Here is a 20701-nt window from a genome sequence, read left to right as displayed (position 1 = left end):
TTCGGGCGCGCCATATTACGGGAAGTAGCTCAGCTTGGTAGAGCACTTGGTTTGGGACCAAGGGGTCGCAGGTTCGAATCCTGTCTTCCCGACCATGTGATTTTTTAAAAAAATGGGGCCTTAGCTCAGCTGGGAGAGCGCCTGCCTTGCACGCAGGAGGTCAGCGGTTCGATCCCGCTAGGCTCCACCATATCATTTCCTATATTTTATTTGGCGGCGTAGCTCAGCTGGCTAGAGCGTACGGTTCATACCCGTGAGGTCGGGGGTTCGATCCCCTCTGCCGCTACCAAAATATAAGGACCTTTAGCTCAGCTGGTTAGAGCAGACGGCTCATAACCGTCCGGTCGTAGGTTCGAGTCCTACAAGGTCCACCATCTTCAATACGGAGGAATACCCAAGTCTGGCTGAAGGGATCGGTCTTGAAAACCGACAGGGGTGTCAAAGCCCGCGGGGGTTCGAATCCCTCTTCCTCCTCCATTTTTATTAATAACAGCATATGAAGCATTCTTATTGTCGCGGGGTGGAGCAGTCTGGTAGCTCGTCGGGCTCATAACCCGAAGGTCGCAGGTTCAAATCCTGTCCCCGCAATCATTAGGTCCCGTGGTGTAGCGGTTAACATGCCTGCCTGTCACGCAGGAGATCGCGGGTTCGATTCCCGTCGGGACCGCCATTTTCACTAGATTTAAATAATATGTCATACATATTACCAATTGGCTCGGTAGCTCAGTCGGTAGAGCAAAGGACTGAAAATCCTTGTGTCGGCGGTTCGATTCCGTCCCGAGCCACCATTATATATTAAATAACTGTGGCGGTTGTGGCGAAGTGGTTAACGCATCGGATTGTGGTTCCGACATTCGTGGGTTCGATTCCCATCATCCGCCCCATATATCGCGGGTGTAGTTTAGTGGTAAAACCTCAGCCTTCCAAGCTGATGTCGAGGGTTCGATTCCCTCTACCCGCTCCAAATGTGGGCCTATAGCTCAGCTGGTTAGAGCGCACGCCTGATAAGCGTGAGGTCGATGGTTCGAGTCCATTTAGGCCCACCATTCCGCAGTAGCTCAGTGGTAGAGCATTCGGCTGTTAACCGAACGGTCGTAGGTTCGAGTCCTACCTGCGGAGCCATTTTTGGGGAAGTACTCAAGAGGCTGAAGAGGCGCCCCTGCTAAGGGTGTAGGTCGCGTAAGCGGCGCGAGGGTTCAAATCCCTCCTTCTCCGCCACTGGCCCATTGGTCAAGCGGTTAAGACACCGCCCTTTCACGGCGGTAACACGGGTTCGAATCCCGTATGGGTCATATTAAAAGATGTATACATTCACTGTATACATCTTTTTTTCATTTACTTTATGCTTACGTCCAGAATATAGTCAGGCCAGATTCCATTTACTTAAATGGGTGTCTGGCCTGTTTTTTGCTTCTATAATAAATGCTCGGATTCCACACTTTGAAACAAAAAAATGCACGTAATTGTCCAGTCATTAAACAATAATGAACCTCACGATGCCTAAAGCTGAGAAATCCGACGGGGCACTGCAGAAATAGGGTTGGAAGTATTCAAAGTCTATCTCTATGACTATTTTCAGCAGCCTTTTAAGAAGGGATTTAATAGCTTGTACGAGAGGCAGGATAAAATGCGGGAATGAATCATAAAAAATGGGCTCGCCAGTATGCACGGATTGCAATTCATAATAAAGGGGGTGATAACATAAGTCATCACCCCCTTTATTATATGGTTACTTTTCATCTACATAGCTGTCCTTCCGTTTATATGGAATGTCTCCCAGCGGAGATTCCATATTTTCATCGTCCAGTCTTTGTTCATATTTTTCTTCTCTTTTTGTGGGATACACTTTTTTATTTTTGCCCTCTATATCATTTCCTAGAAACCCTTCATATTCCTCGGTAAAGCCGTTTGTTTCGTCTTCCTCTTTATATAAAGAATCGAAGTTTTCGTTATCGCCTGTAAAATCTGAAGGTGTTTCAGATGTTCCGAAGCGGGCTACTTCGCCAAAGCTGTCTTCCTTTTCATTTGCATTGCCTCTATGCCTGTTTTCAAAGCTGTCTCCTTTAGAAGGAATCAGCAGGTCTTCCTCCACAGGCCGGTCTGAAGCCGTATGCTGTTCAGGTGTATGCTCTACACAATATAATGTGGAAGGCACTGCCTCTAAGCGCTCATAAGGTATTTCCGTACCGCAGGTTTTACATATGCCGTATGTTCCTTCACTGATTGCGGAGAGTGCAGCATTAACTTTCTCAATCTCAGTCTCAGCGTGGCTGTCCAATGCTTTTTCCCGCTCAATTTCAAATAGCTCTGTGCCCAGATCACCAGGGTGGTTGTCATATGAAGACAGTTCTCCTACTGATTCTTTTTCGCTTTTATCTAAAACTGTTTCATGATCATTTTCAACTCTTTGTTCAAGCTGCTCTTTTAGTGTAAGCAGTTCATTTTTTAATGAGTTAATTTGCTCTTTTGTAGCCATAGATTATCCGCTCCTTAATAGTTGGTCGAACATATTTTTTTGAGTGTAAGGATTAAATACCCGAATTTTAAGCATTGGAAACAAGGAAAGTTTTATGCAATTGATGTCATTTAATAAAATGAAAACTCCCTGAGGTGCTTTCTCTCTTTTTATAAGGCTCTTTTCTTATAAATAGTCTGGTTGATTGGAGCGTAAGGTGCGAACATCCTGGAGCAGAAATCAGCCCCTTGTTCTATAGCAACAAAGTTTACGAATACAGCCTTGTACAAAAATGGGTATAACAAGGCAGCCTGTCTATGGCCCTCAAAGTGTAAAAGAAAAATCCCCATGCATGTGCATGGGGACAGGGATTGAGTTTATAGAAAGTAGCTTATAAATAAACCGGCAGATAATAATAAGCCGAATATCGTGTTTGTTTGGGCAGTTGCAATCATGGCAGGAACCATTTCTTTAGCAATGGTTTTGCCCATGAATCCTTTAATGGCTTTAACGGCTTTAGGCACACTTAGGATGACAAGCAAAAGCCACGGTGAAACGATTCCGGCTGCACAAAGTCCGATTACCCAAAGATAAGCGAATGTGAACATAATGCCCATAAATTTGATAGATTTTTTTTGACCCATTAATATAGCAAGGGTTTTTCGTCCGTTTGCTTTATCACCATCATGATCGCGTATGTTATTGGCGAAATTAATCAGTCCCACCAATATGCCGCTTGGGATAGCGACCAGTACCGTCATTTTTGAAACGGTTCCTGTTTGGATGTAAAAGGATATTAATATGATTAAGAATCCCATGAATAATCCTGACATCAGCTCCCCAAACGGAGTGGATGATATTGGAAGCGGTCCGCCGGTGTATAAATAGCCTACTGCCATGCAGACAAGCCCCACTGCAGCAATCCACCAGGATGATACAGCGCAAATATATATGCCTAGAAGCAAGGCAATTCCGTATAAGGCAAGGGCAAGATTCAGAATAAATTGCGGGCTCATGCCGTGGCGCACGATGCCTCCGCCGATACCGACTGATTTCTCATTATCCAGACCTCTTTTAAAATCATAGTACTCATTAAATAAATTAGTCGCACTTTGGATAAGTAATGAGGCAATCAGCATTGCAGCGAACAGCAGTACATTAACACTTTCTGTCTGCAAGGCAAGTGCTGTGCCTATTAAGACGGGCACAAATCCAGCCGTCAATGTATGGGGACGAATTAATTCCCACCAGATCTTCCAGCTTCGCTTTTCAGGCCGGATAGCCCCGGGATTTTGATGATCTTTATTTTGCATAATTTCTCTCCTAGTTTTGATTTATGAATAACCCCCGATATAAGGCGCTATAAAAAATGGCATACAGGTTAAGTGTAGGAAAACATCCTGCAGGTGTCAATGCAAACGAACAAATTTCCCGCTGATTAAGAATTTTAGTTCTGTATTTGAGGAAGAATATATTAATAAGGAATAAAGCAGTCGGAAAGGCTATGAAAAAGGTGGAATAATTGACAGGGAGACAAATTGAGGTGTATCTTTAAATAGGTTTGAAAAGCTTTTAAAATGTACATTCGGGGTGATTTTTTTGGCTATCTCACAGCAGTCTGAACTTCTTTTTGGATTAACTGAGGCCTTAAAAAAGGCACAGGAAACTAACCAAAATGTGCTGTTCAGCGAAGTAAAAAAAATAGATGTTACCAACCCCCTTTCATTTTATCAAGCTGGAAGAGAACGATATGCAGGTGAACGCTTCTTTTGGCAGGATCCTGCCAAAGAAACTACCATTATTGGTTTAGGTAAAGCTGAAAAACTTCAGGGTGCGGCTAATGCTGCACGCTTTAAGGAAATTGAGTCCAGATGGTCAGACCTGCTGAGCAATGCTGTTAAGATCGGAACAGCGGATGCTGCTGCGACTGGCCCTTTGCTGTTTGGAGGTTTTTCGTTTGATTACCAAAAAAGCAGCTCTATGCTATGGGATCAATTCGGGGATCATTTACTGTATATTCCTGCCTTTATGCTAAGCATTTGTGAAGGGGAAGCCTACTTAACCGCCAATCTTATCTGTTCGCCAGAAGATAGTGCAGATCATTTTATTGATTTGATAAATGAACGGGAAAAATATATTTATGAAAACTTGGGCCGCGGCAGCTTTTCTGGCAATGAACTTCTTTCACAAACAGAGATCCAGCCGGAAGAATGGAAGAAAACAGTGGCCGAAGCTGTAGAGGAACTTAAAGAAACTGATTTGGATAAAATTGTGCTTGCCAGAGAGATGCGCCTGGTTTTTCAGGATGCGATTTTTTCTGAAGCAATACTGGAAAGGCTTATGGCAGAGCAGACTGCAAGCTTTATATTCAGCCTGGAGTCGGGCAGTGACTGCTTCATAGGTACTACTCCTGAGAGGCTGATCAAGAAAAGTAAGGGCCAGCTTTATTCTGCATGCCTTGCCGGAACAATTGCCAGAGGTAAAACAGAAGAAGAGGACGAGCTTCTAGGGGCTGAGCTTCTTTGTGATCAGAAGAATCTAATTGAACATCAATATGTTGTATCCATGATTTCTAAAGCAATAAATTCGGTATGCGACAGAGTATACATACCTGAAAAACCTGAGCTTATGAAAATAAGGCATATCCAGCATTTGTATACACCAGTTACAGGTGAATGCGACCCTGCTGTATCGGTTTTTTCGGTGATTGATAAGCTTCATCCGACACCGGCACTAGGCGGGCTGCCAAAGGAAAAAGCGGTCACCAGAATCAGGGAAATAGAGCTGCTCGAGCGCGGATTGTATGCCGGACCAATCGGTTGGGCAGATTCTTATGGAAATGGCGAATTTGCGGTGGGAATACGATCTGGGTTAATTCAGGGAAATGAAGCATCTCTTTTTGCAGGATGCGGAGTAGTAGAGGATTCTTCACCGGAAAGCGAATATCAGGAAACATCCATTAAATTTAACCCGATGTTAAGCGCATTAGGAGGAAACCTTCATGAATGACCGTGAAGCACTGACAGCATATGCTGCTGCTTTTGTTGATGAATTAGCACAAAATCATGTGAAACACGCTGTAGTGAGCCCTGGATCCAGATCAACACCGCTTGCAATGCTGCTTGTAGAACATCCGGATATTACCGTGCATATTAATGTCGATGAAAGATCAGCAGGCTTTTTTGCTCTGGGCCTCGCAAAAGCCCTTAATAAGCCAGTTGCAATGCTGTGCACATCAGGTACGGCAACAGCCAATTATTATCCGGCGATTATAGAAGCCTATTATTCAAGAGTTCCGCTGATTGTTTTAACAGCGGACCGTCCCCATGAGCTGCGAAGCGTGGGAGCCCCACAGGCCATCGACCAAATCAATTTATACGGCAAGAATGTGAAATGGTTCGTAGAAATGGCTTTGCCAGAGAATACCGATCAAATGGTTAAGTACGCAAGGAATGTTTCTGCCCGCGCTATAGCCGAGGCAGCAAAAGAGCCGTCTGGACCCGTTCATTTAAACTTTCCGCTGCGTGAGCCGCTTGTTCCGGATCTATTGATGGCAAAAGAGCAATGGGGGAGCGAGGAAGAACGCGAAGCAGCCGTTATGATAGACAGCGGGGCGCTTGCACTTTCGCCAGGACAAGTGGATAGGATTGCACAGGTATTTAACGAATCAGAATCAGGCATCATCATTTGCGGTGAATTAAAGCATGAAACGACTAAGGATGCTATCCTTTCACTTGCAGGCAAACTTGGTTTTCCCGTATTTGCAGATCCGTTGTCACAGCTTAGAAGCGGAGACCATAGCAAAGAGCTGATTGTGGATACATATGATACCTTTTTGCGTTTTGATGAAATCTCGGAAAACTGCAAGCCTGATCTTATTTTGCGGTTTGGAGCCATGCCTGTTTCAAAACCGCTTTTGCAATTTATAAAAAAACAAACAAGCGCAAGGCATATGGTTGTGGACGGCGGAGCAGGCTGGAGAGAGCCTGCGGGCATGGCTACAGATATGATTTACTGCGATGAAGTCTCCTTTTGCCATGATATGCTGCGGAGAATTGATGAAAAAGAAGACCGGAATTTTCTTGAATACATGGTATCACTGAATGAAAAAGTCAGAAGTGCGCTTTTGGCAATAGGAGATGACCATGAGCTTAATGAAGGAAAGCTGTTCTTGCTTTTAAGTGATCTCCTCCCCGAGCATTCCACTTTATTTGTCGGAAACAGCATGCCTATCCGTGACTTGGACACATTCTTTTTTAATAATTCAAAAGGAATAAGGACACTTGCAAATCGGGGTGCCAACGGAATTGACGGTGTCGTATCAACTGCTATCGGGGTAAGTACAGTATCGCAAAACACAGTTCTGGCTATTGGTGATTTAAGCTTTTTCCATGATATGAACGGGCTCCTTGCAGCTAAGCTTCAAAAACAAAATTTAACAGTGCTGCTGATTAATAATGATGGAGGAGGAATCTTTTCGTTTCTGCCTCAATCCAGTGAAAAAGAAAATTTTGAAGTTTTATTCGGCACTCCGCATGGATTGGATTTCTCGCATGCTGCCCAATTATATGGAGCTAATTATGCAAAGGCTGAGAGTTGGGATCATTTTTCAAAAACCCTTACAGAATCTTTTAATATACCGGGTTTGAAAATTATTGAAGTTCCTACGTTAAGGGAAACCAATGTCTTAAAGCATCGGGATTTGTGGAATTTTGTTTCCCAGGAAATAAAAAATGCCAATCCAGGGGAGAATTCTTGAGGATTTCCTGTCAGGATGTCGAATACCATGTTGAGGTAGCGGGAGAGGGAGAACCTCTTTTGCTTCTGCATGGATTTACAGGCAATCTTGACAGCTGGAAATTTCTTATTCCCGTTCTCCGTTCAAAATGCAAGCTGATTCTTGTCGACATCATTGGCCATGGAAAAACAGATTCACCTGAAGATTCCGATCGCTATGAAATAAAAAAGGCGGCAGGTGATTTAAAGGAGATTCTTGACCAGCTGAAGGCAGAAAAAGTAAGTGTGCTGGGCTATTCCATGGGAGGGCGGCTTGCATTAAGTTTTGCTGCACTCTATCCGGAACGAATTGATAAGCTGATACTTGAAAGTGCGTCTCCAGGCCTCAAGGAGGATATGGAAAGAACAAAAAGGATCATGGCAGATAAGAAATTGTCTCAAATGATTTTAAATGAGGGATTGGAGCGTTTTGTGGACTATTGGGAAAACATCCCTTTGTTTACTACCCAAAAAAGCCTGCCGGAAGATGTACAGCAGGAGATCCGGAATCAGAGGCTTTCTAATAGAGCCATTGGACTTGCAAACAGTTTGAATGGGATGGGAACAGGTGCACAGCCCTCCTGGTGGGAAAAGCTTGGCACGTTCGATTTTCCGGTATTGCTGCTGGCTGGTGAGCTTGATGAAAAATTCTGCAGAATTGCATATTCCATGAAAAAACACATGAAACATTGCGAAGTGATAATAATAAACGGTGCAGGACATGCAATTCATGTGGAACAAGAGAAAAAGTTTGGTAAAATAATAAGTGAGTACTTATAAAGGAGGAGAAAAGTTTGGCAATCAATTGGGTTTCACAGCGTGAGTATGAAGATATTTTTTATGAAGTGTATAATGGCATTGCTAAGATTTCAATTAATCGTCCAGAGGTACATAATGCCTTCCGTCCAAAAACGGTTATGGAATTGATTGATGCTTTTTCAAGAGCACGCGACAATTCAGAAGTTGGCGTTATTATTTTGACAGGAACGGGTGGAAAGGCATTCTGTTCTGGAGGAGACCAAAAAGTCCGCGGCCATGGCGGATATGTGGGAGAGGACGAAATTCCGCGTTTGAATGTCCTTGATCTTCAGCGCCTGATCCGCGTTATTCCAAAGCCTGTTATCGCAATGGTAGCAGGTTATGCAATCGGCGGCGGACATGTTCTTCATATTGTATGTGATTTAACGATTGCAGCTGATAATGCCGTATTCGGACAAACAGGACCTAAAGTCGGGAGCTTTGATGCTGGATATGGCTCCGGTTATCTGGCACGCATCGTAGGCCACAAGAAAGCACGCGAGATTTGGTATTTATGCCGCCAATACAGCGCGCAGGAAGCCTTGGACATGGGCTTGGTGAATACGGTTGTTCCTTTAGAGCAATTAGAGGAAGAAACGGTTCAATGGTGTAAGGAAATGCTTGAGAAGAGCCCTACTGCACTTCGTTTCCTGAAAGCTGGCTTCAATGCCGACACAGACGGCCTCGCTGGAATCCAGCAATTTGCCGGTGATGCAACATTGCTTTATTACACTACAGATGAAGCAAAAGAAGGACGAGATGCATTCAAGGAAAAACGCAGCCCTGACTTTGGCCAGTTCCCTCGTTTTCCTTAATGGCGAAAACCTTAATAAATTGAAATGCAAAACAGCTCCGCGAATTCTTCGCCGGGCTGTTTTTCTCTAAAGGAGAGAAATACATATGGTTCCACAGGAAAAGCTGCCAAATTGGCTGAAAAAAAGAGCTGAACTGACTCCAGACAGAATAGCAATTGAATTTCAAGGTGCCCCATATACCTTTAAAGATCTTGATACACTAGCAGCAAAAACAGCAGGAAAGCTTTCTGCTATCGGCCTTAAACCTGCAGATACATGTGCACTGATGCTTAAAAACCATATTGACAGTGCCGTCATGATTCATGCCTTGTTTTACCTTGGGGTAAAAATCGTGATGATCAATAATCGCCTTTCTGGCAGTGAAATAAGCTTTCAGATTAAAGACAGCAAAGCAGGATGGTTTATATCCGAGGAAGCATTTTCAGAAAAAAACAGGGAAGTTTTAAGCGAGGTGCAAGATGTTGTTTTTTCTGTAAAGGAAGACATACAATTGCAAAAAGCTGAAGATGTGAAGATCATTGAAGAGTTCAATCAGCATGACACGGCTACTCTCATGTATACGTCTGGCACTACGGGGAATCCGAAAGGAGTGATTCAGACATTCGGCAATCATTGGTGGAGCGCTGTCGGGTCAGTATTGAATCTAGGTTTAAGGGAGGATGATTGCTGGTTCTGTGCAGTTCCTCTTTTTCATATAAGCGGACTTTCCATTTTAATGAAAAATGTCATTTATGGAATGAAAATCGTAATCACAGATAAATTTGACCCGGATGAAGCTAATCGAATGATAGAGAATAAGGGAGTTACCATAATTTCTGTTGTAACGGCCATGCTGAACAGAATGCTTCAAAATGTCGGGGAAGGCGGATATCCCTCATCATTCAGGTGCATGCTGCTTGGCGGAGGTCCTGCACCCCTTCCAATTCTTGAGGAATGCAGGGATAAGGGGATACCTGTTTATCAAACATACGGAATGACTGAAACTTCTTCTCAAATTGTCACCCTTTCTCCTGAGTACAGTTTGAAGAAAATCGGTTCTGCGGGTAAACCGCTTTTCCCGTCTCAGCTCCGGATAGAAGCTGAAGGAAGGGTGGCAGCACCGAATGAAGCTGGTGAAATTGTAGTTTCGGGTCCTAATGTAACAAAGGGATATTACAATCGTGAAAAGGAAACAGAAAAAAGCATCCAAAATGGCTGGCTTTATACAGGTGACATTGGGTATCTTGATGAAGAGGGTTTTCTGTATGTCCTAGACCGCCGATCTGATTTGATTATTTCAGGCGGGGAAAATATCTATCCTGCCGAAATCGAGTCAGTACTGATGAAGCATCATGATGTCTTCGAAGCTGGAGTAACCTCCATGAATCATCCTAAATGGGGCAGCGTGCCTGCAGCATTTGTTGTAAGGCATTCTGGGAAAAGGACATCAGCCGAAGAATTGCTTGCATACTGCCGGCAATACCTTGCATCTTATAAGATCCCCGAGAGGATTATCTTTTGTGAAGAGCTTCCGCGCAGCGGTTCTAATAAGCTTCTAAGAAGAGAGCTGAAAAAACGTCTGGAGGAAAGCGATTGAATATCCATTCTATCTTTATATACCATATTTCGGCTCCGTTAAAGTCACCCTTTCAAACGCATCTGGAAACGGTGACCGAACGTGAGGCACTCGTAATTGAAGTCCGTGATCATGAGGGGAGAACAGGGTACGGGGAAGCCGTTCCTTTTTCAAGTCCCTGGTATACAGAAGAGACTATTGTCACCTGCAGGCACATGCTGAAGGATTTTTTAGTCCCAATGCTCCTGTCAGCAGCGCTTAAACATCCTTCACAGCTGTCTGAATTATGGAAGGGAATCAGGAGAAACAGGATGGCTAAGTCTGGACTTAGCCAGGCGATTTGGGATTTATATGCCAAACAGCAGGGTGTGTATATCGGCAGCCTGTTTGGAGGGACAAGAACAGAGGTGGCTGCCGGTGCAGTGATTGCTGCCAAAGAGCTGGAAAGAGCATTGTCACAGATTGAAGATTATCTGGAGACAGGCTATAAGCGATATAAAATTAAGATAAGTCCTGAAAATGATCTGCACTATTTATCTGAAATCAGAAAGAGGTATCCGGATCTAACTATAATGGCAGATGCAAATTCGGCCTATCGTCTCAGCGATTTAGAACGCCTTAAGCAGCTCGATCAATTTGGTTTGCAGATGATTGAGCAGCCTTTAGGTGCAGAAGACATTGTTGAGCACAGCATGATCCAAAAAGAATTGAATACGCCTATTTGCCTGGATGAAAGCATAAGCTCCTATGAGGATGCCAAAAGTGCTGTTGCACTAGGAAGCTGTAAAATCATCTCTGTGAAAATGTCACGTGTCGGGGGATGGACAGAAGCTGCACGCATTCATGACTTGTGCATTAGGGAGGATATTCCCCTATGGTGCGGAGGAATGATTGAATTTGGCATTTCCAGAGCCCATAATATAGCTCTTGCTTCATTGAAAGGCTTCACCATTCCTGGTGATATCTCATCTTCTTCAAAGTATTGGGAGGAAGATATTATAGATCCTGAGGTTGTGGTGAAAAATGGATGTATTGATGTGCCAAAGTCTGCCGGAATCGGTTTTTCGGTCAATGTAAAAAAGCTCGCTGAAAAAACGCTTCACAAAGAAGTATATTCAAACTAGGGACCGTATGCAGGGTCCTTTTTTTTTGTATAGGCTCTTTTCTTAAAAATTGTTGTTTTTTTAATTTGTTATGTGAGGCTTCCCATTGTCAAGTCAGGTAGATTGGAGCGTAAGGTGCGAGACTCCTGCGGGATGAGCAGAAAAGGTGAGACCTAAGCAGGCGCAGCCGAGGAGGCTCACCGGCTGCCCCGCGGAAAGCGAGCATCCTGGAGAGGAAATCAACCACCTTGTTTCTTAGCAACAAAGTTTACGAAAACAGCCTTTGTATAAATAGGCTGCAAAATAGGCATGTGCCGATAGTCTTTTCCTGGTTATCTTTTTATAATAAACACTACAGTCTCATCAGGTGTACGTTTTTAGAGAAGCGGGCACCTTCAGCGGAAATTAACAGACAAGATTAAAAAAGCCCATCACTTAAAAAGGCAGGGAGATCATATGAGTTCTGAGAATAAACCATATCTTATTGCTGAAATACTGCTATTAAGAGGATTGCCGATTAATGTGATAAAGGAAATTACCGCCCTTGATGTGAATGAGATAAAGAAAATCAGGCAGAAATGCCGGCTTAAAAAGCGTTCAGGGCGTTTCCTTCTTATACAAAGGATTTTATAAGGTTTCTTGTTTTAGCTAGCTGTATAAATCGTATATATATAAATAAAAAACAGGAAGGCTTCCCTTCCTGTATTTTTACATTATGCAGGCTTCCCTTCCTGTATTTTTACATTATGCAGGCTCAAAGGTTCTGCAGCCGGCATCATTGCTTGTATGTGCACGTTCTTCAGAGTAGTTTACCACCATGATGCTTTCAGCAGAACAACGGTTTCCATGCTTCCAGTATCGGCAATTGTTAACTGTACATTTGACATCCTCTGCCATGATATCCACTCCTATAGTAAAAGTAACGAACATATATAGGGTTAGCCATTTAGAGTTCATGATTCTTATTTTTAAATGGTATTTTAGTTACTGCCCCGCGGAGAACGAGCAACCTGGAGCGGAAATCAGCCACCTTGTTCCATAGCAGCAAAGTTTACGAAAACAGCCATTAACAATGACATAAAAGTTACTTTATTTTTTCCTCTTTTTTTCAGGGACAGGATCAAAGCCTCCAGGATGAAACGGCTGGCATTTTAAAATCCTGATGAAAGTAAGCCAGCTTCCTTTAAAAGGCCCAAAACGCTTAATCGCTTCAATTCCGTAATGAGAACATGTAGGGTAAAAACGGCAGGAAGGGGGCTTAAGAGGGGAAATGGCAATCTGATAAAAACGGATTAATCCTATAAGGAGTTTGTTGATCATGAGTGTCATCCTTTTCATAGAATGTGTTAATGCTTCTTGTGCAACTATATCATATATCTCTATAGAGATTCAGCAGGGATGCCTATTCCAGAAATTAATTATAAATCAAACAAAATAGATGAAAAATGTCGGAATTAGCTGTAGAATAGGATACAGAAAACAATAAGGAGTGATAAAATGCCTTCAGTAGAAAGCTTTGAATTAGATCATAACGCTGTTAAAGCCCCTTTTGTCAGACATTGCGGTGTTCATAAAGTAGGTACAGACGGTGTTGTTAATAAATTCGATATACGTTTTTGCCAGCCGAATAAACAGTCAATGCAGCCGGATTCCATCCATACGCTTGAGCATTTGCTTGCTTATAATATCCGCAAGCATTCCGAGCAGTATGATCATTTTGATATCATTGATATTTCCCCAATGGGCTGCCAGACAGGGTTTTACCTGGTCGTAAGCGGAGAACCTACGGTTTCAGAGATTATCGATGTTCTGGAAGAAACCATGAAGGATGGCGTGCAAGTCACTGAAATTCCTGCTGCAAATGAAACACAATGCGGCCAGGCTAAACTTCATGACCTTGAAGGAGCAAAAAAATTGATGAACTTCTGGCTTAAACAAAGCAAAGAAGATCTTCATCAAGTATTCGCATAAATAATTGGAAAGCAGCCTGGGGTTCGGCCCTGAGGCTGCTTTTTTAGTTTACAGAGAAATAAAAAAGCAGCCATAATGAGCGGATGTATTCATAAACATCCCGGCCGTAATGATTTATCATGTTGGATATGTCTCATTACTTCGGCTGATCTTCGTTTTGCCCTTCCAAAGTTTCAGCTTTGTCTGCAAAGGAATCATTTCCATGGCTGTCATCCTTGTTATCAATTGGATCAATGGTGTGCTTATAGCCATAGCCCTTATTGACTGTAGTAACCGAAAGCAGCAAGACGGCAAGGACAATTAAAATGCCCGCAATAATCATGATTGTGACCAAGCGAATCCCTCCCTTTTCCTTTTAATCCTATTTTATCAAAATAGAGGTGAGAAAACCCAAACTTTAAGGAATGTGAAGGGCATAGTCCAATGAGGAAGTGGAGGATGAATCACCTGTCAGCTATCCGACTGTTTGAGGACATAGATTGGCTCACGAACAGCAAAAAGGAACGGCTGACGAAAGGTATATACTTTATACAGCAAGTTAATAGCTTTCATAGTCATTTGAAAACTTGGCTTAGTTCTCAAGGTGTGGCAGTAAAATTCCCTTGAAAACTGCCTTTATTAGTTTAGATGGCTTGAATGGGGAAGCATTTATCACTCGAAAAACGGGTGGGAGCATATGCATATTCAGCCTGTCAAAAATCAAGTTATAACACAGTTGAAATGTTCAAAAGGTCTATCTTGCTAATTCGATCTGATTTCAAAAATGGAAAAAATACTTGTAGAGTCCTTTACTGATAACTTGGCAAATTCAGCAGTTCCTTTATAAATTTCTATCTGTTTCTTATTCGGTGTAATCCATAATCTATATTCAATTGTTTTTGCATTAGGATTATCAAAATAAAAGTTATAATCAGGATTTTTTTTTAATTCAACTTTTGAATTTTCCCACTTAGCATTTTTAAGAACTTTTTTGACTTCTTTAATGTCTTCTTCGTTATTAATGGTTTTATATGGATGCTCGTTACCATCTGCATCATATTTATTAATAACAAGTGGTATTTTGATTGTACTCATAGCACATCCAGCAAGTAGGACAAGAAACAAAGAAACTATAATGCTAAACTTGCTGAAATAATGATTATTTCTTTTATCTGGAAATATTTGAATGACCTCCTTTAATTGTATAGACGATATTCTTTAATAAAGGTCACAATCCCTAAACAATAGCCCATAGCAGCTTGCTAAATAAATGTTTTAACTTTTAGTAAAAGGGAAATATATAAAATATATACAGGAGGTTGATAGTATGTCTAAAAAGACTGTAGAAGTGGTAAATAAGGAAATCGCCAATTTCAGCGTGCTTTATACAAAGCTGCACAATTATCATTGGTTCGTTAATGGACCGCATTTTTTTGAACTCCATGTAAAGCTTGAAGAACTATATAATGAAGTGACTGCTAACATGGATGAGCTTGCAGAAAGGCTTTTGGCACTTGGGGAAAAGCCGGTTGCAACTATTAAGGAATATATGGAACTGACTTCCATTGAGGAAGCTACAGGCCAGGAAAATACAGAAGATATGGTTCAAAGTGTTATTACCGACTTTGAAAAATTGTCTAAGGAACTCGAGGAAGGTATAGAATCTGCCGAGAAGGACGATGACCAGGTTACTGGTGATATGCTGATTGGCATGAAGAAGAGCCTTAATAAACATGCATGGATGCTAAGAGCCTATCTTGGACGTTGATAATTAAGGAAAGATCCGCTTTTAAAGCGGGTCTTTTTTTTGCTTGCAAAGAAAATGAGCCGGCTATAAAATGCCGGCTCAGTTCTTTGAAATCGATCACTGCAGGTCATTTTATATGTTCCGCAGTGAGGGCAGATATGTATGGAAAGTGATATCAGCAGACAGTAACCTTAATGGATATTGCGCTGGTGAAAGGGAAGCGGCTTCACGTCATCAAGGCTTTCTTGAGCGAATTTCCCTTTTAATGACTCGATGATATATAACCCCATTAAATTGTTCAATTCCTGGTCATCCATATCCTGAAGCAGCCCGAGGATTTCCCCGCGGTCAAGCTGTTCTAATACAGCAAATGCCAGCATATCGATATCTTCTTCATCCCCTGTAAGCTTGTTCCGATAAAGATTATACAAGTCTTCAATCAGTTTCATTCCTATCACCTCACAATCTGGATGTCTGTGCAGCTATTTTTGACCGAAAAAACAACTTTTGAATATACTATATGTTTTACCCTTAGAATGATTCTTTAATCTATTTTTTTACATTTTGATAGAAAACTTCCACAATGCAATATGAAAATCCTCTAAAGGTTTTGGGTATGAAAAGGTGCTTCGTGAAGGAAAATATAACTAACAAATAAACAAGGGGGCAGATGCTTTGGCTGAAAGCAAAAAGACCTATTATATTGAGCTGGGCAGCGGACAAATATTCCAGGATCGGGAATGCTCTACATGGAATTATAAGATTGAAGCAACCGATAATGAAATTATCAGGCTTAGATCTTACTTTGATCAGAGTTATTCCGCAGATATTGAAAATTTCTATCGTGCCCATGTGCCATATGTGCAATATCACTACGACCGCGGCAATGATACGAATGATATGGCACTTCAAAAAATTTACGAAATGATACACGAGCTTGGCGATCAGGAGGCAAAAAATCATATAGAGGCAATAGGAATTCTTCAGGCAAAAACGCAGGATGGCTTCTCATAAGAGATCTCATCCTGCGTTTTTGTATATTTGATTAGCGGAGCCTGAACTGGCGCTTCCGCTTTTTAATGAATCCAGCTCCAGCGCCTAGCTCGCTGTGCAAAAGATGTTTTGTCCTTAGAAGGCAAAGAGCGCCTTCCAAGGCCAAAACCCTATTTGCTTGGGCCCCCAGGATGGGGGTCACAAAGACGTTGCCGCAGGACGCGGCGTTCTTAGTTTTTGTTCCTATGAACAAGGCGCTTCCACATTTATTGGGGCATGTCCTCTGCTGTTTGTATGATCTTTTGCGGTATTGTAATCGCTTTAACTTTGTTGAAGTTTGAGAAGGTGCTGTCTGAGGTTTGTTTGCTATGGATTTCTTCGCCAGCCGTCTTTACGTTCATCTCCATCGCGATAATCAGTCTTTTTGGATAAAAGGTATTTTTATCGATATAGTATTTATATTTCACATTTTTAATGTCCAGGGCGTCATCAATCGGAAGATTCTGTGACTCCGGGCCTAAGTTTTTCTTAGCTTCTTCTTTTATAAAATCATTGAATTTGTCGCCCGATGCATCAAGGGTTAAAATATATTGAGAGTTGTCGGTTTGAAAGGTAAAGTCGTTAACAAATTGCTGCAGCTTTCTTAGCTGATCGGCAGGATTGCCTTGGGTTTTAGGGAGATTCTTAAGTACGGCAGTCAAAGAATCAGGCAGCTTCATCCACTGTTTTGATGTTGGATCATAAGTGAAAAAGCCATCCTTCGTGAAATAGCTTTCTGTTTCCTCAGGCTGTTCACCTTTTGGTGTAATACGTGCCTTTTGGTAAAAAGAAATCGGCTCTTGGATGACATCCATTTTCATTTCGGATTTAACAGAAACAGATTTTCCTGTACCATCATCCGTAACCTGATCCATGTTCATATCGATCGAGAGGCTTTTGATGGTGCCTGCAGCTTCAGTTGTCTTTTTGTACACCTGTTCGAGTGTAAGTGATTTTTGGCTGTCCTTAGTACTGTCAGTACCTTTTTCTGATGATACGGGCTCTGCCTTTTCGCTGCACGCACTAAGCATTAATATGGAAATACAAAGAGGGGCAGCCAGCCATTTTAGTTTCATAATTTGTGCTCCTTTCATAAATGGAATATATATACAGAATATAACAAATGACGAGCCAGTTGTTTGAAAAAGGAATAAATGGGACTTTTTTACTGTTTGTGATCCGGGGGTAACTATATGAAGAAATTTATTGATTATCAAGGGAATTTAGTGGAGTTGTCTGAGGAGGCAGTTTTCGGAAGTGCGGATCATGTCCTCGTTCTTTGCAGCTATAGAGGTGAGTGGGTCTTGACGCGCCATAAAATCAGGGGAATGGAATTTCCGGGCGGAAAGAAGGAGCGGGGAGAAAGTGCTGAAGAAGCTGCTGCAAGGGAAGTATTTGAGGAAACGGGAGGCAGAGCTGAAAATCTGCTGTTTTTAGGCCAATACAAAGTTCATGATGATAAGAAGTCTTTTGTAAAATCCATTTATTTTTCAGAGCTGGCCAATATGGCTGTCAAGAACTCCTATTTAGAAACAGAGGGGCCAGTGCTGTTATCGAGGCTGCCCCATAACATAAAAGAGGAGCCGGGTTTCAGTTTTATCATGAAGGACGATATCTTGCCCTTTAGTCTTGAAAGGCTCAAGAAGCTGCAGGGTAAAAATTCATCCTGAAAACTTTGTGCAAATAAAAAAATGGAGTGCAGGATCCTCCATTTTTTTACCCGTTTTTAATCAGCTTTTTCTCCAGCAATTCTACGAGCTGATACATAATTGTCGCAAAAACTGCAATAATCAGGAGTGAAAGCAGCACAAGAGAAAAATTAAAGACTTGAAAGCCATAGATGATTAAATAGCCGAGTCCTTTGGCAGAAACCAGAAATTCACCCACGATGACCCCCACCCAGGACAGCCCCACATTTACTTTTAAGGTGGATATGATTGTTGGAAAGCAAGCCGGCAATACAGCCTCCCTGAATGTTTGCAGTCTTGTGGCCCCGAAAGTCTGAAGGACCTTTAAATAGTTGGGGTCTACTTCTCTGAATGAGGTATACACTACAATCGTCGTAATAATAACTGAAATAATGGCACCCATGGAAATAATGGATGTAAAACCCGGTCCAAGGACAACAATCAGAATCGGCCCGAGTGCAACCTTTGGCATGGCATTTAATATAACCAGATACGGGTCGAGCACTTTAGATAGAAAAGGGGACCACCATAGTGCAGCAGCAAGCATAGTTCCCAGCAGTGTACCCAGAATGAAGCCTAGAATCGTTTCAAAAACAGTCACGCTGATATGGGTGATTAAAGATCCGTTGGAAAGCTTTGTGAGGAATAGTTCCCATATCTTTGCAGGTGAGCTGAATATGAGGGGATCGACCCACTCCATTCTCGAAAATAGTTCCCAGCCAGAAAAAAACACGAGGAATATAAACAGCTGATAGATGCGCACCTTGCGTTTTTCCTTTGTTAACGAAGATTTATAGCGGTCATGCAGATCCTTAACGTTTAGAGATGTTTTCAAGACCCTCAAGCTCCTTCCAAATCGTCTGGAATAGTTCCTGGTATATCGGATGGCTTCTTGTCTGAAAAGGGGTCAGGCCCCTGATCTCTTCTGGGACTGCAAATGTGGCATGCAGCCTGCCTGGATTGGCCGAAAACATAAAAATCCGATCGCTCATGGCAATAGATTCTCCGATATCGTGCGTTACGAGAATGGCTGTCTTTTGGAAGGATTTCAGTGTTTCGAAAACTAAATCCTCCAGCTTTAATTTTGTCTGGTAATCCAGTGCGGAAAAGGGTTCATCCAGCAATAAAATCTTAGGATCTACAGCAAGGGTCCTTGCAAGTGCTGCCCGCTGCCTCATCCCCCCTGAAAGCTGTTTTGGGAATTGTCCCTGTACATCACTAAGCCCAACATCCTGCAAAAGCTTAAGTCCCTTATTCCTCGCGGTTTCTTCATTTTCATTGCGAAGCTTTAAGCCAAGCACAACATTTTCCTCAATGGTTTTCCATGGGAACAGATAATCTGACTGAAGCATATACCCGATTGAATTTTTCGTTCCTACATGCAGCCGGCCTTCCCCGAGCATGACCTTTCCCGCTGTAGGAGAAAATAGGCCGGCGATGATGGACAGCAATGTTGTCTTGCCGCAGCCGCTGGGGCCGAGGAAGGAGATGAATTCCCCTTCCTCAATTTCTAAGCTGATGCCATCGAGAGCTGTAAATGCGGCAGTTTTAGAAAAATACGTATGGTGAATGTTCTGGATTGATAAAAAACCCATGAAGGATACTCCTTTCTGCGGCAGATAAGCTATTTCTTAGAAGCTTTTTCTGCAATCTCTGTGTTCACCAATTTAGAATGCTCCACCCTGGACGGCAGCTCGCCAGCTTCATTCATGATATCTTGCAGATTATTCCACTCCTTATTATCAAGGATGGGATCTGTTGCATATGAGCCCTGTGATTTATAGCGGTTTATGACCGTTTCAATGGTTTGCAGATCTGTATCTTCGAAATATGGCTGGATAACTTTTGCCACTTCACCCGCATTATGCTTTTGCACCCAATCCTGGGCTTCTTTTATGGCCCTGGTGAATTTTTCAACTGTGCTTTTATTCTTTTTTATAAAGCTTTTTTTGGACATATAAGTGGTGTATGGCAAATGCCCGGACTCTGTACCGAAGGAAGCGACGATATGCCCTTTTCCTTCCTTCTCAAAAATGCTCGCTGTCGGTTCAAACAGTTGAACAAAATCCCCCGTACCGGATGCAAATGCAGTCGAGATATTGGCATAGTCAATATTCTGGATGAGATTGAGATCCTTTTTGGGGTTGATGCCATGCTTTTTCAGCACGAACTCGCCAGCCATCTGGGGCATACCGCCTTTTCTCTGGCCGAGGAAGGTTGATCCCTTAAGCATATTCCAATTGAAATTATCGATTTTTTTTCTCGAAAAAAGAAAGGTTCCGTCTGTTTGGGTCAACTGGGCGAAATTGATGACAGGGTCCTTAGATCCCTGGGCAGCAACATATATGGATGTTTCAGACCCCACCAATGCCACGTCTGCTCCGTTGGATAACAGGGCAGTCATCGTTTTATCTCCTCCGGCTGTCGTTTTCAGATCAATATCCAAACCTTCTTTCTTAAAAAATCCTTTTTCAATGGCCACATATTGAGGCGCGTAAAAAAGGGAGCGTGTCACCTCTGCAATCCGGACTTTTGTTAAATCCTCTTTTCCGCATGCAGCGAGAGGAACGATTAATATACATGCAATCAAAATAATCCATCCAGCTTTGATCCATTTCTTCACAATGTTGCCTCCTTCATTAAATGAAAATTATGCCTGTGGGCTGTTTTGAATTATCGTATGATGGAGAGGGAAATGTGTGATAGCCTATGGAACACTTTTCTTTCCTTAGTTTTATGCTAAATAGATTCCATGAGAATGGGGTATAGTTAAGTGGATTGC

General features: G+C 42.4%; 21 protein-coding genes, 14 tRNA genes and 1 pseudogene. 25 read left to right on the top strand and 11 right to left on the bottom strand.

What is annotated here, in order from left to right:
- The first annotated feature begins 18 nt into the window (after positions 1-18).
- The 14 genes from BM126_RS12710 (at position 19) to BM126_RS12645 (ending at position 1292) form a co-directional block, all read left to right on the top strand.
- Positions 19-95: transfer RNA gene (locus BM126_RS12710), tRNA-Pro, on the top strand.
- A 19-nt stretch (positions 96-114) separates the two neighbouring features.
- Positions 115-190: transfer RNA gene (locus BM126_RS12705), tRNA-Ala, on the top strand.
- Between the two features lie 22 nt (positions 191-212).
- Positions 213-289, top strand: a tRNA-Met gene (locus tag BM126_RS12700).
- An 8-nt stretch (positions 290-297) separates the two neighbouring features.
- Positions 298-374: transfer RNA gene (locus BM126_RS12695), tRNA-Ile, on the top strand.
- Positions 375-384: 10 nt separating this feature from the next.
- Positions 385-477 (top strand) — tRNA-Ser (locus BM126_RS12690).
- A 37-nt stretch (positions 478-514) separates the two neighbouring features.
- Positions 515-588 (top strand) — tRNA-Met (locus tag BM126_RS12685).
- A 6-nt stretch (positions 589-594) separates the two neighbouring features.
- Positions 595-670: transfer RNA gene (locus BM126_RS12680), tRNA-Asp, on the top strand.
- Between the two features lie 42 nt (positions 671-712).
- Positions 713-788, top strand: a tRNA-Phe gene (locus tag BM126_RS12675).
- A 20-nt stretch (positions 789-808) separates the two neighbouring features.
- A tRNA-His gene (locus BM126_RS12670) sits at positions 809-884 on the top strand.
- Positions 885-890: 6 nt separating this feature from the next.
- A tRNA-Gly gene (locus tag BM126_RS12665) sits at positions 891-964 on the top strand.
- 5 nt (positions 965-969) lie between these two features.
- A tRNA-Ile gene (locus BM126_RS12660) sits at positions 970-1046 on the top strand.
- Position 1047: 1 nt separating this feature from the next.
- Positions 1048-1122, top strand: a tRNA-Asn gene (locus BM126_RS12655).
- 5 nt (positions 1123-1127) lie between these two features.
- Positions 1128-1218, top strand: a tRNA-Ser gene (locus tag BM126_RS12650).
- A gap of 2 nt (positions 1219-1220) precedes the next feature.
- A tRNA-Glu gene (locus BM126_RS12645) sits at positions 1221-1292 on the top strand.
- A 437-nt stretch (positions 1293-1729) separates the two neighbouring features.
- Here BM126_RS12645 and BM126_RS12640 read toward each other — a convergent pair.
- The gene (locus tag BM126_RS12640; RefSeq protein WP_090989836.1) at positions 1730-2476 is read right to left on the bottom strand and encodes a TraR/DksA C4-type zinc finger protein; all 747 of its coding nucleotides are present in this window, start codon (positions 2474-2476) and stop codon (positions 1730-1732) included.
- 356 nt (positions 2477-2832) lie between these two features.
- Positions 2833-3768, bottom strand: a complete 936-nt coding sequence (locus BM126_RS12635; RefSeq protein ID WP_090989835.1) for a 1,4-dihydroxy-2-naphthoate polyprenyltransferase — start codon at positions 3766-3768, stop codon at positions 2833-2835.
- 277 nt (positions 3769-4045) lie between these two features.
- On the opposite strand from BM126_RS12635, the gene BM126_RS12630 reads away from it, so the two are divergent.
- The 7 genes from BM126_RS12630 (at position 4046) to BM126_RS22395 (ending at position 12135) form a co-directional block, all read left to right on the top strand.
- Positions 4046-5464, top strand: coding sequence for an isochorismate synthase (locus BM126_RS12630; RefSeq protein ID WP_371261439.1), 1419 nt, complete (start codon positions 4046-4048; stop codon positions 5462-5464).
- Positions 5457-7214 (top strand): 2-succinyl-5-enolpyruvyl-6-hydroxy-3-cyclohexene-1-carboxylic-acid synthase, encoded by a 1758-nt coding sequence (gene menD, locus BM126_RS12625; RefSeq protein WP_090989833.1) that lies wholly within the window; start codon positions 5457-5459, stop codon positions 7212-7214. Before BM126_RS12630 ends, menD begins: the two co-directional genes overlap by 8 nt.
- A 2-nt stretch (positions 7215-7216) precedes the next feature.
- Complete coding sequence (gene menH / locus BM126_RS12620) at positions 7217-8011, top strand: 2-succinyl-6-hydroxy-2,4-cyclohexadiene-1-carboxylate synthase (RefSeq protein WP_371261444.1); 795 nt, start codon at positions 7217-7219, stop codon at positions 8009-8011.
- A 20-nt stretch (positions 8012-8031) separates the two neighbouring features.
- Complete coding sequence (menB, locus tag BM126_RS12615; protein ID WP_371261443.1) at positions 8032-8844, top strand: 1,4-dihydroxy-2-naphthoyl-CoA synthase; 813 nt, start codon at positions 8032-8034, stop codon at positions 8842-8844.
- 85 nt (positions 8845-8929) lie between these two features.
- A complete protein-coding gene (locus tag BM126_RS12610; RefSeq protein ID WP_090989831.1) occupies positions 8930-10420 on the top strand; it encodes an o-succinylbenzoate--CoA ligase in 1491 nt (496 codons plus the stop codon).
- Entirely contained in the window at positions 10417-11523 is a 1107-nt protein-coding gene (menC, locus tag BM126_RS12605; RefSeq protein WP_090989830.1) for an o-succinylbenzoate synthase, read from the top strand. The genes BM126_RS12610 and menC overlap by 4 nt, the downstream gene beginning before the upstream one ends.
- Positions 11524-11958: 435 nt before the next feature.
- Positions 11959-12135 (top strand): hypothetical protein, encoded by a 177-nt coding sequence (locus tag BM126_RS22395; protein WP_177201417.1) that lies wholly within the window; start codon positions 11959-11961, stop codon positions 12133-12135.
- 111 nt (positions 12136-12246) lie between these two features.
- Here BM126_RS22395 and BM126_RS12600 read toward each other — a convergent pair whose 3' ends face one another.
- Both BM126_RS12600 and yidD read right to left on the bottom strand, forming a co-directional pair.
- On the bottom strand, positions 12247-12399 hold the full coding sequence (locus tag BM126_RS12600) for a DUF1540 domain-containing protein (protein WP_090989829.1): 153 nt from the start codon (positions 12397-12399) through the stop codon (positions 12247-12249).
- A 192-nt stretch (positions 12400-12591) separates the two neighbouring features.
- Complete coding sequence (gene yidD / locus BM126_RS12595) at positions 12592-12822, bottom strand: membrane protein insertion efficiency factor YidD (RefSeq protein WP_218154471.1); 231 nt, start codon at positions 12820-12822, stop codon at positions 12592-12594.
- Positions 12823-12999: 177 nt separating this feature from the next.
- Here yidD and BM126_RS12590 point away from each other — a divergent pair, with 177 nt between their 5' ends.
- A complete protein-coding gene (locus BM126_RS12590) occupies positions 13000-13473 on the top strand; it encodes an S-ribosylhomocysteine lyase (protein WP_071352333.1) in 474 nt (157 codons plus the stop codon).
- A gap of 217 nt (positions 13474-13690) precedes the next feature.
- Here the strand turns inward: BM126_RS12590 and ytzI are convergent.
- Positions 13691-13795 (bottom strand): annotated as a pseudogene (gene ytzI, locus BM126_RS23325) (YtzI protein); the annotation flags it as partial.
- Between the two features lie 419 nt (positions 13796-14214).
- On the bottom strand, positions 14215-14547 hold the full coding sequence (locus tag BM126_RS12580; RefSeq protein ID WP_090989826.1) for a YhfM domain-containing protein: 333 nt from the start codon (positions 14545-14547) through the stop codon (positions 14215-14217).
- A gap of 232 nt (positions 14548-14779) precedes the next feature.
- On the opposite strand from BM126_RS12580, the gene BM126_RS12575 reads away from it, so the two are divergent.
- Positions 14780-15220 (top strand): Dps family protein, encoded by a 441-nt coding sequence (locus BM126_RS12575; protein ID WP_090989825.1) that lies wholly within the window; start codon positions 14780-14782, stop codon positions 15218-15220.
- 170 nt (positions 15221-15390) lie between these two features.
- Here the strand turns inward: BM126_RS12575 and BM126_RS12570 are convergent, their stop codons facing one another.
- The gene (locus tag BM126_RS12570; RefSeq protein ID WP_071352329.1) at positions 15391-15648 is read right to left on the bottom strand and encodes a DUF6154 family protein; all 258 of its coding nucleotides are present in this window, start codon (positions 15646-15648) and stop codon (positions 15391-15393) included.
- A gap of 226 nt (positions 15649-15874) precedes the next feature.
- On the opposite strand from BM126_RS12570, the gene BM126_RS12565 reads away from it, so the two are divergent.
- The gene (locus tag BM126_RS12565; RefSeq protein WP_090989824.1) at positions 15875-16213 is read left to right on the top strand and encodes a hydrolase; all 339 of its coding nucleotides are present in this window, start codon (positions 15875-15877) and stop codon (positions 16211-16213) included.
- Positions 16214-16458: 245 nt separating this feature from the next.
- On the opposite strand, the gene BM126_RS12560 is transcribed toward BM126_RS12565, so the two are convergent.
- A complete protein-coding gene (locus tag BM126_RS12560; RefSeq protein ID WP_090989823.1) occupies positions 16459-17307 on the bottom strand; it encodes a DUF6612 family protein in 849 nt (282 codons plus the stop codon).
- A 117-nt stretch (positions 17308-17424) separates the two neighbouring features.
- On the opposite strand from BM126_RS12560, the gene ytkD reads away from it, so the two are divergent.
- Entirely contained in the window at positions 17425-17901 is a 477-nt protein-coding gene (gene ytkD / locus BM126_RS12555) for an RNA deprotection pyrophosphohydrolase (RefSeq protein ID WP_090989822.1), read from the top strand.
- 46 nt (positions 17902-17947) lie between these two features.
- Here the strand turns inward: ytkD and BM126_RS12550 are convergent, their stop codons facing one another.
- The 3 genes from BM126_RS12550 to BM126_RS12540 are packed head-to-tail and all read right to left on the bottom strand — an operon-like array spanning position 17948 to position 20542.
- Positions 17948-18754, bottom strand: coding sequence for an ABC transporter permease (locus BM126_RS12550; protein WP_256213082.1), 807 nt, complete (start codon positions 18752-18754; stop codon positions 17948-17950).
- Positions 18732-19514 carry an ABC transporter ATP-binding protein gene (locus tag BM126_RS12545; protein WP_090989820.1) on the bottom strand — a complete coding sequence of 261 codons (783 nt, stop codon included), beginning with the start codon at positions 19512-19514 and terminating at the stop codon, positions 18732-18734. Before BM126_RS12545 ends, BM126_RS12550 begins: the two co-directional genes overlap by 23 nt.
- A gap of 29 nt (positions 19515-19543) precedes the next feature.
- On the bottom strand, positions 19544-20542 hold the full coding sequence (locus tag BM126_RS12540; protein ID WP_090989819.1) for an ABC transporter substrate-binding protein: 999 nt from the start codon (positions 20540-20542) through the stop codon (positions 19544-19546).
- Between the last annotated feature and the right edge of the window lie 159 nt (positions 20543-20701).

Source organism: Bacillus sp. OV322 (assembly GCF_900112495.1).
GTDB lineage: Bacteria > Bacillota > Bacilli > Bacillales > DSM-1321 > Peribacillus.
The sequence above is the reverse complement of the archived record's forward strand: the minus strand, read 5'-3'. Positions and strand labels throughout refer to the sequence as shown.

What these genes read in the sequence shown, in the direction of transcription:
- BM126_RS12640 (WP_090989836.1), bottom strand. Translation starts at nt 2,476, where the DNA reads ATGGCTACAAAAGAGCAAATTAACTCATTAAAAAATGAACTGCTTACA.
- BM126_RS12635 (WP_090989835.1), bottom strand. Translation starts at nt 3,768, where the DNA reads ATGCAAAATAAAGATCATCAAAATCCCGGGGCTATCCGGCCTGAAAAG.
- menD (WP_090989833.1), top strand. Translation starts at nt 5,457, where the DNA reads ATGAATGACCGTGAAGCACTGACAGCATATGCTGCTGCTTTTGTTGAT.
- BM126_RS12610 (WP_090989831.1), top strand. Translation starts at nt 8,930, where the DNA reads ATGGTTCCACAGGAAAAGCTGCCAAATTGGCTGAAAAAAAGAGCTGAA.
- BM126_RS22395 (WP_177201417.1), top strand. Translation starts at nt 11,959, where the DNA reads ATGAGTTCTGAGAATAAACCATATCTTATTGCTGAAATACTGCTATTA.
- BM126_RS12600 (WP_090989829.1), bottom strand. Translation starts at nt 12,399, where the DNA reads ATGGCAGAGGATGTCAAATGTACAGTTAACAATTGCCGATACTGGAAG.
- yidD (WP_218154471.1), bottom strand. Translation starts at nt 12,822, where the DNA reads ATGATCAACAAACTCCTTATAGGATTAATCCGTTTTTATCAGATTGCC.
- BM126_RS12590 (WP_071352333.1), top strand. Translation starts at nt 13,000, where the DNA reads ATGCCTTCAGTAGAAAGCTTTGAATTAGATCATAACGCTGTTAAAGCC.
- BM126_RS12580 (WP_090989826.1), bottom strand. Translation starts at nt 14,547, where the DNA reads ATGAGTACAATCAAAATACCACTTGTTATTAATAAATATGATGCAGAT.
- BM126_RS12575 (WP_090989825.1), top strand. Translation starts at nt 14,780, where the DNA reads ATGTCTAAAAAGACTGTAGAAGTGGTAAATAAGGAAATCGCCAATTTC.
- BM126_RS12570 (WP_071352329.1), bottom strand. Translation starts at nt 15,648, where the DNA reads ATGAAACTGATTGAAGACTTGTATAATCTTTATCGGAACAAGCTTACA.
- BM126_RS12560 (WP_090989823.1), bottom strand. Translation starts at nt 17,307, where the DNA reads ATGAAACTAAAATGGCTGGCTGCCCCTCTTTGTATTTCCATATTAATG.
- ytkD (WP_090989822.1), top strand. Translation starts at nt 17,425, where the DNA reads ATGAAGAAATTTATTGATTATCAAGGGAATTTAGTGGAGTTGTCTGAG.
- BM126_RS12545 (WP_090989820.1), bottom strand. Translation starts at nt 19,514, where the DNA reads ATGGGTTTTTTATCAATCCAGAACATTCACCATACGTATTTTTCTAAA.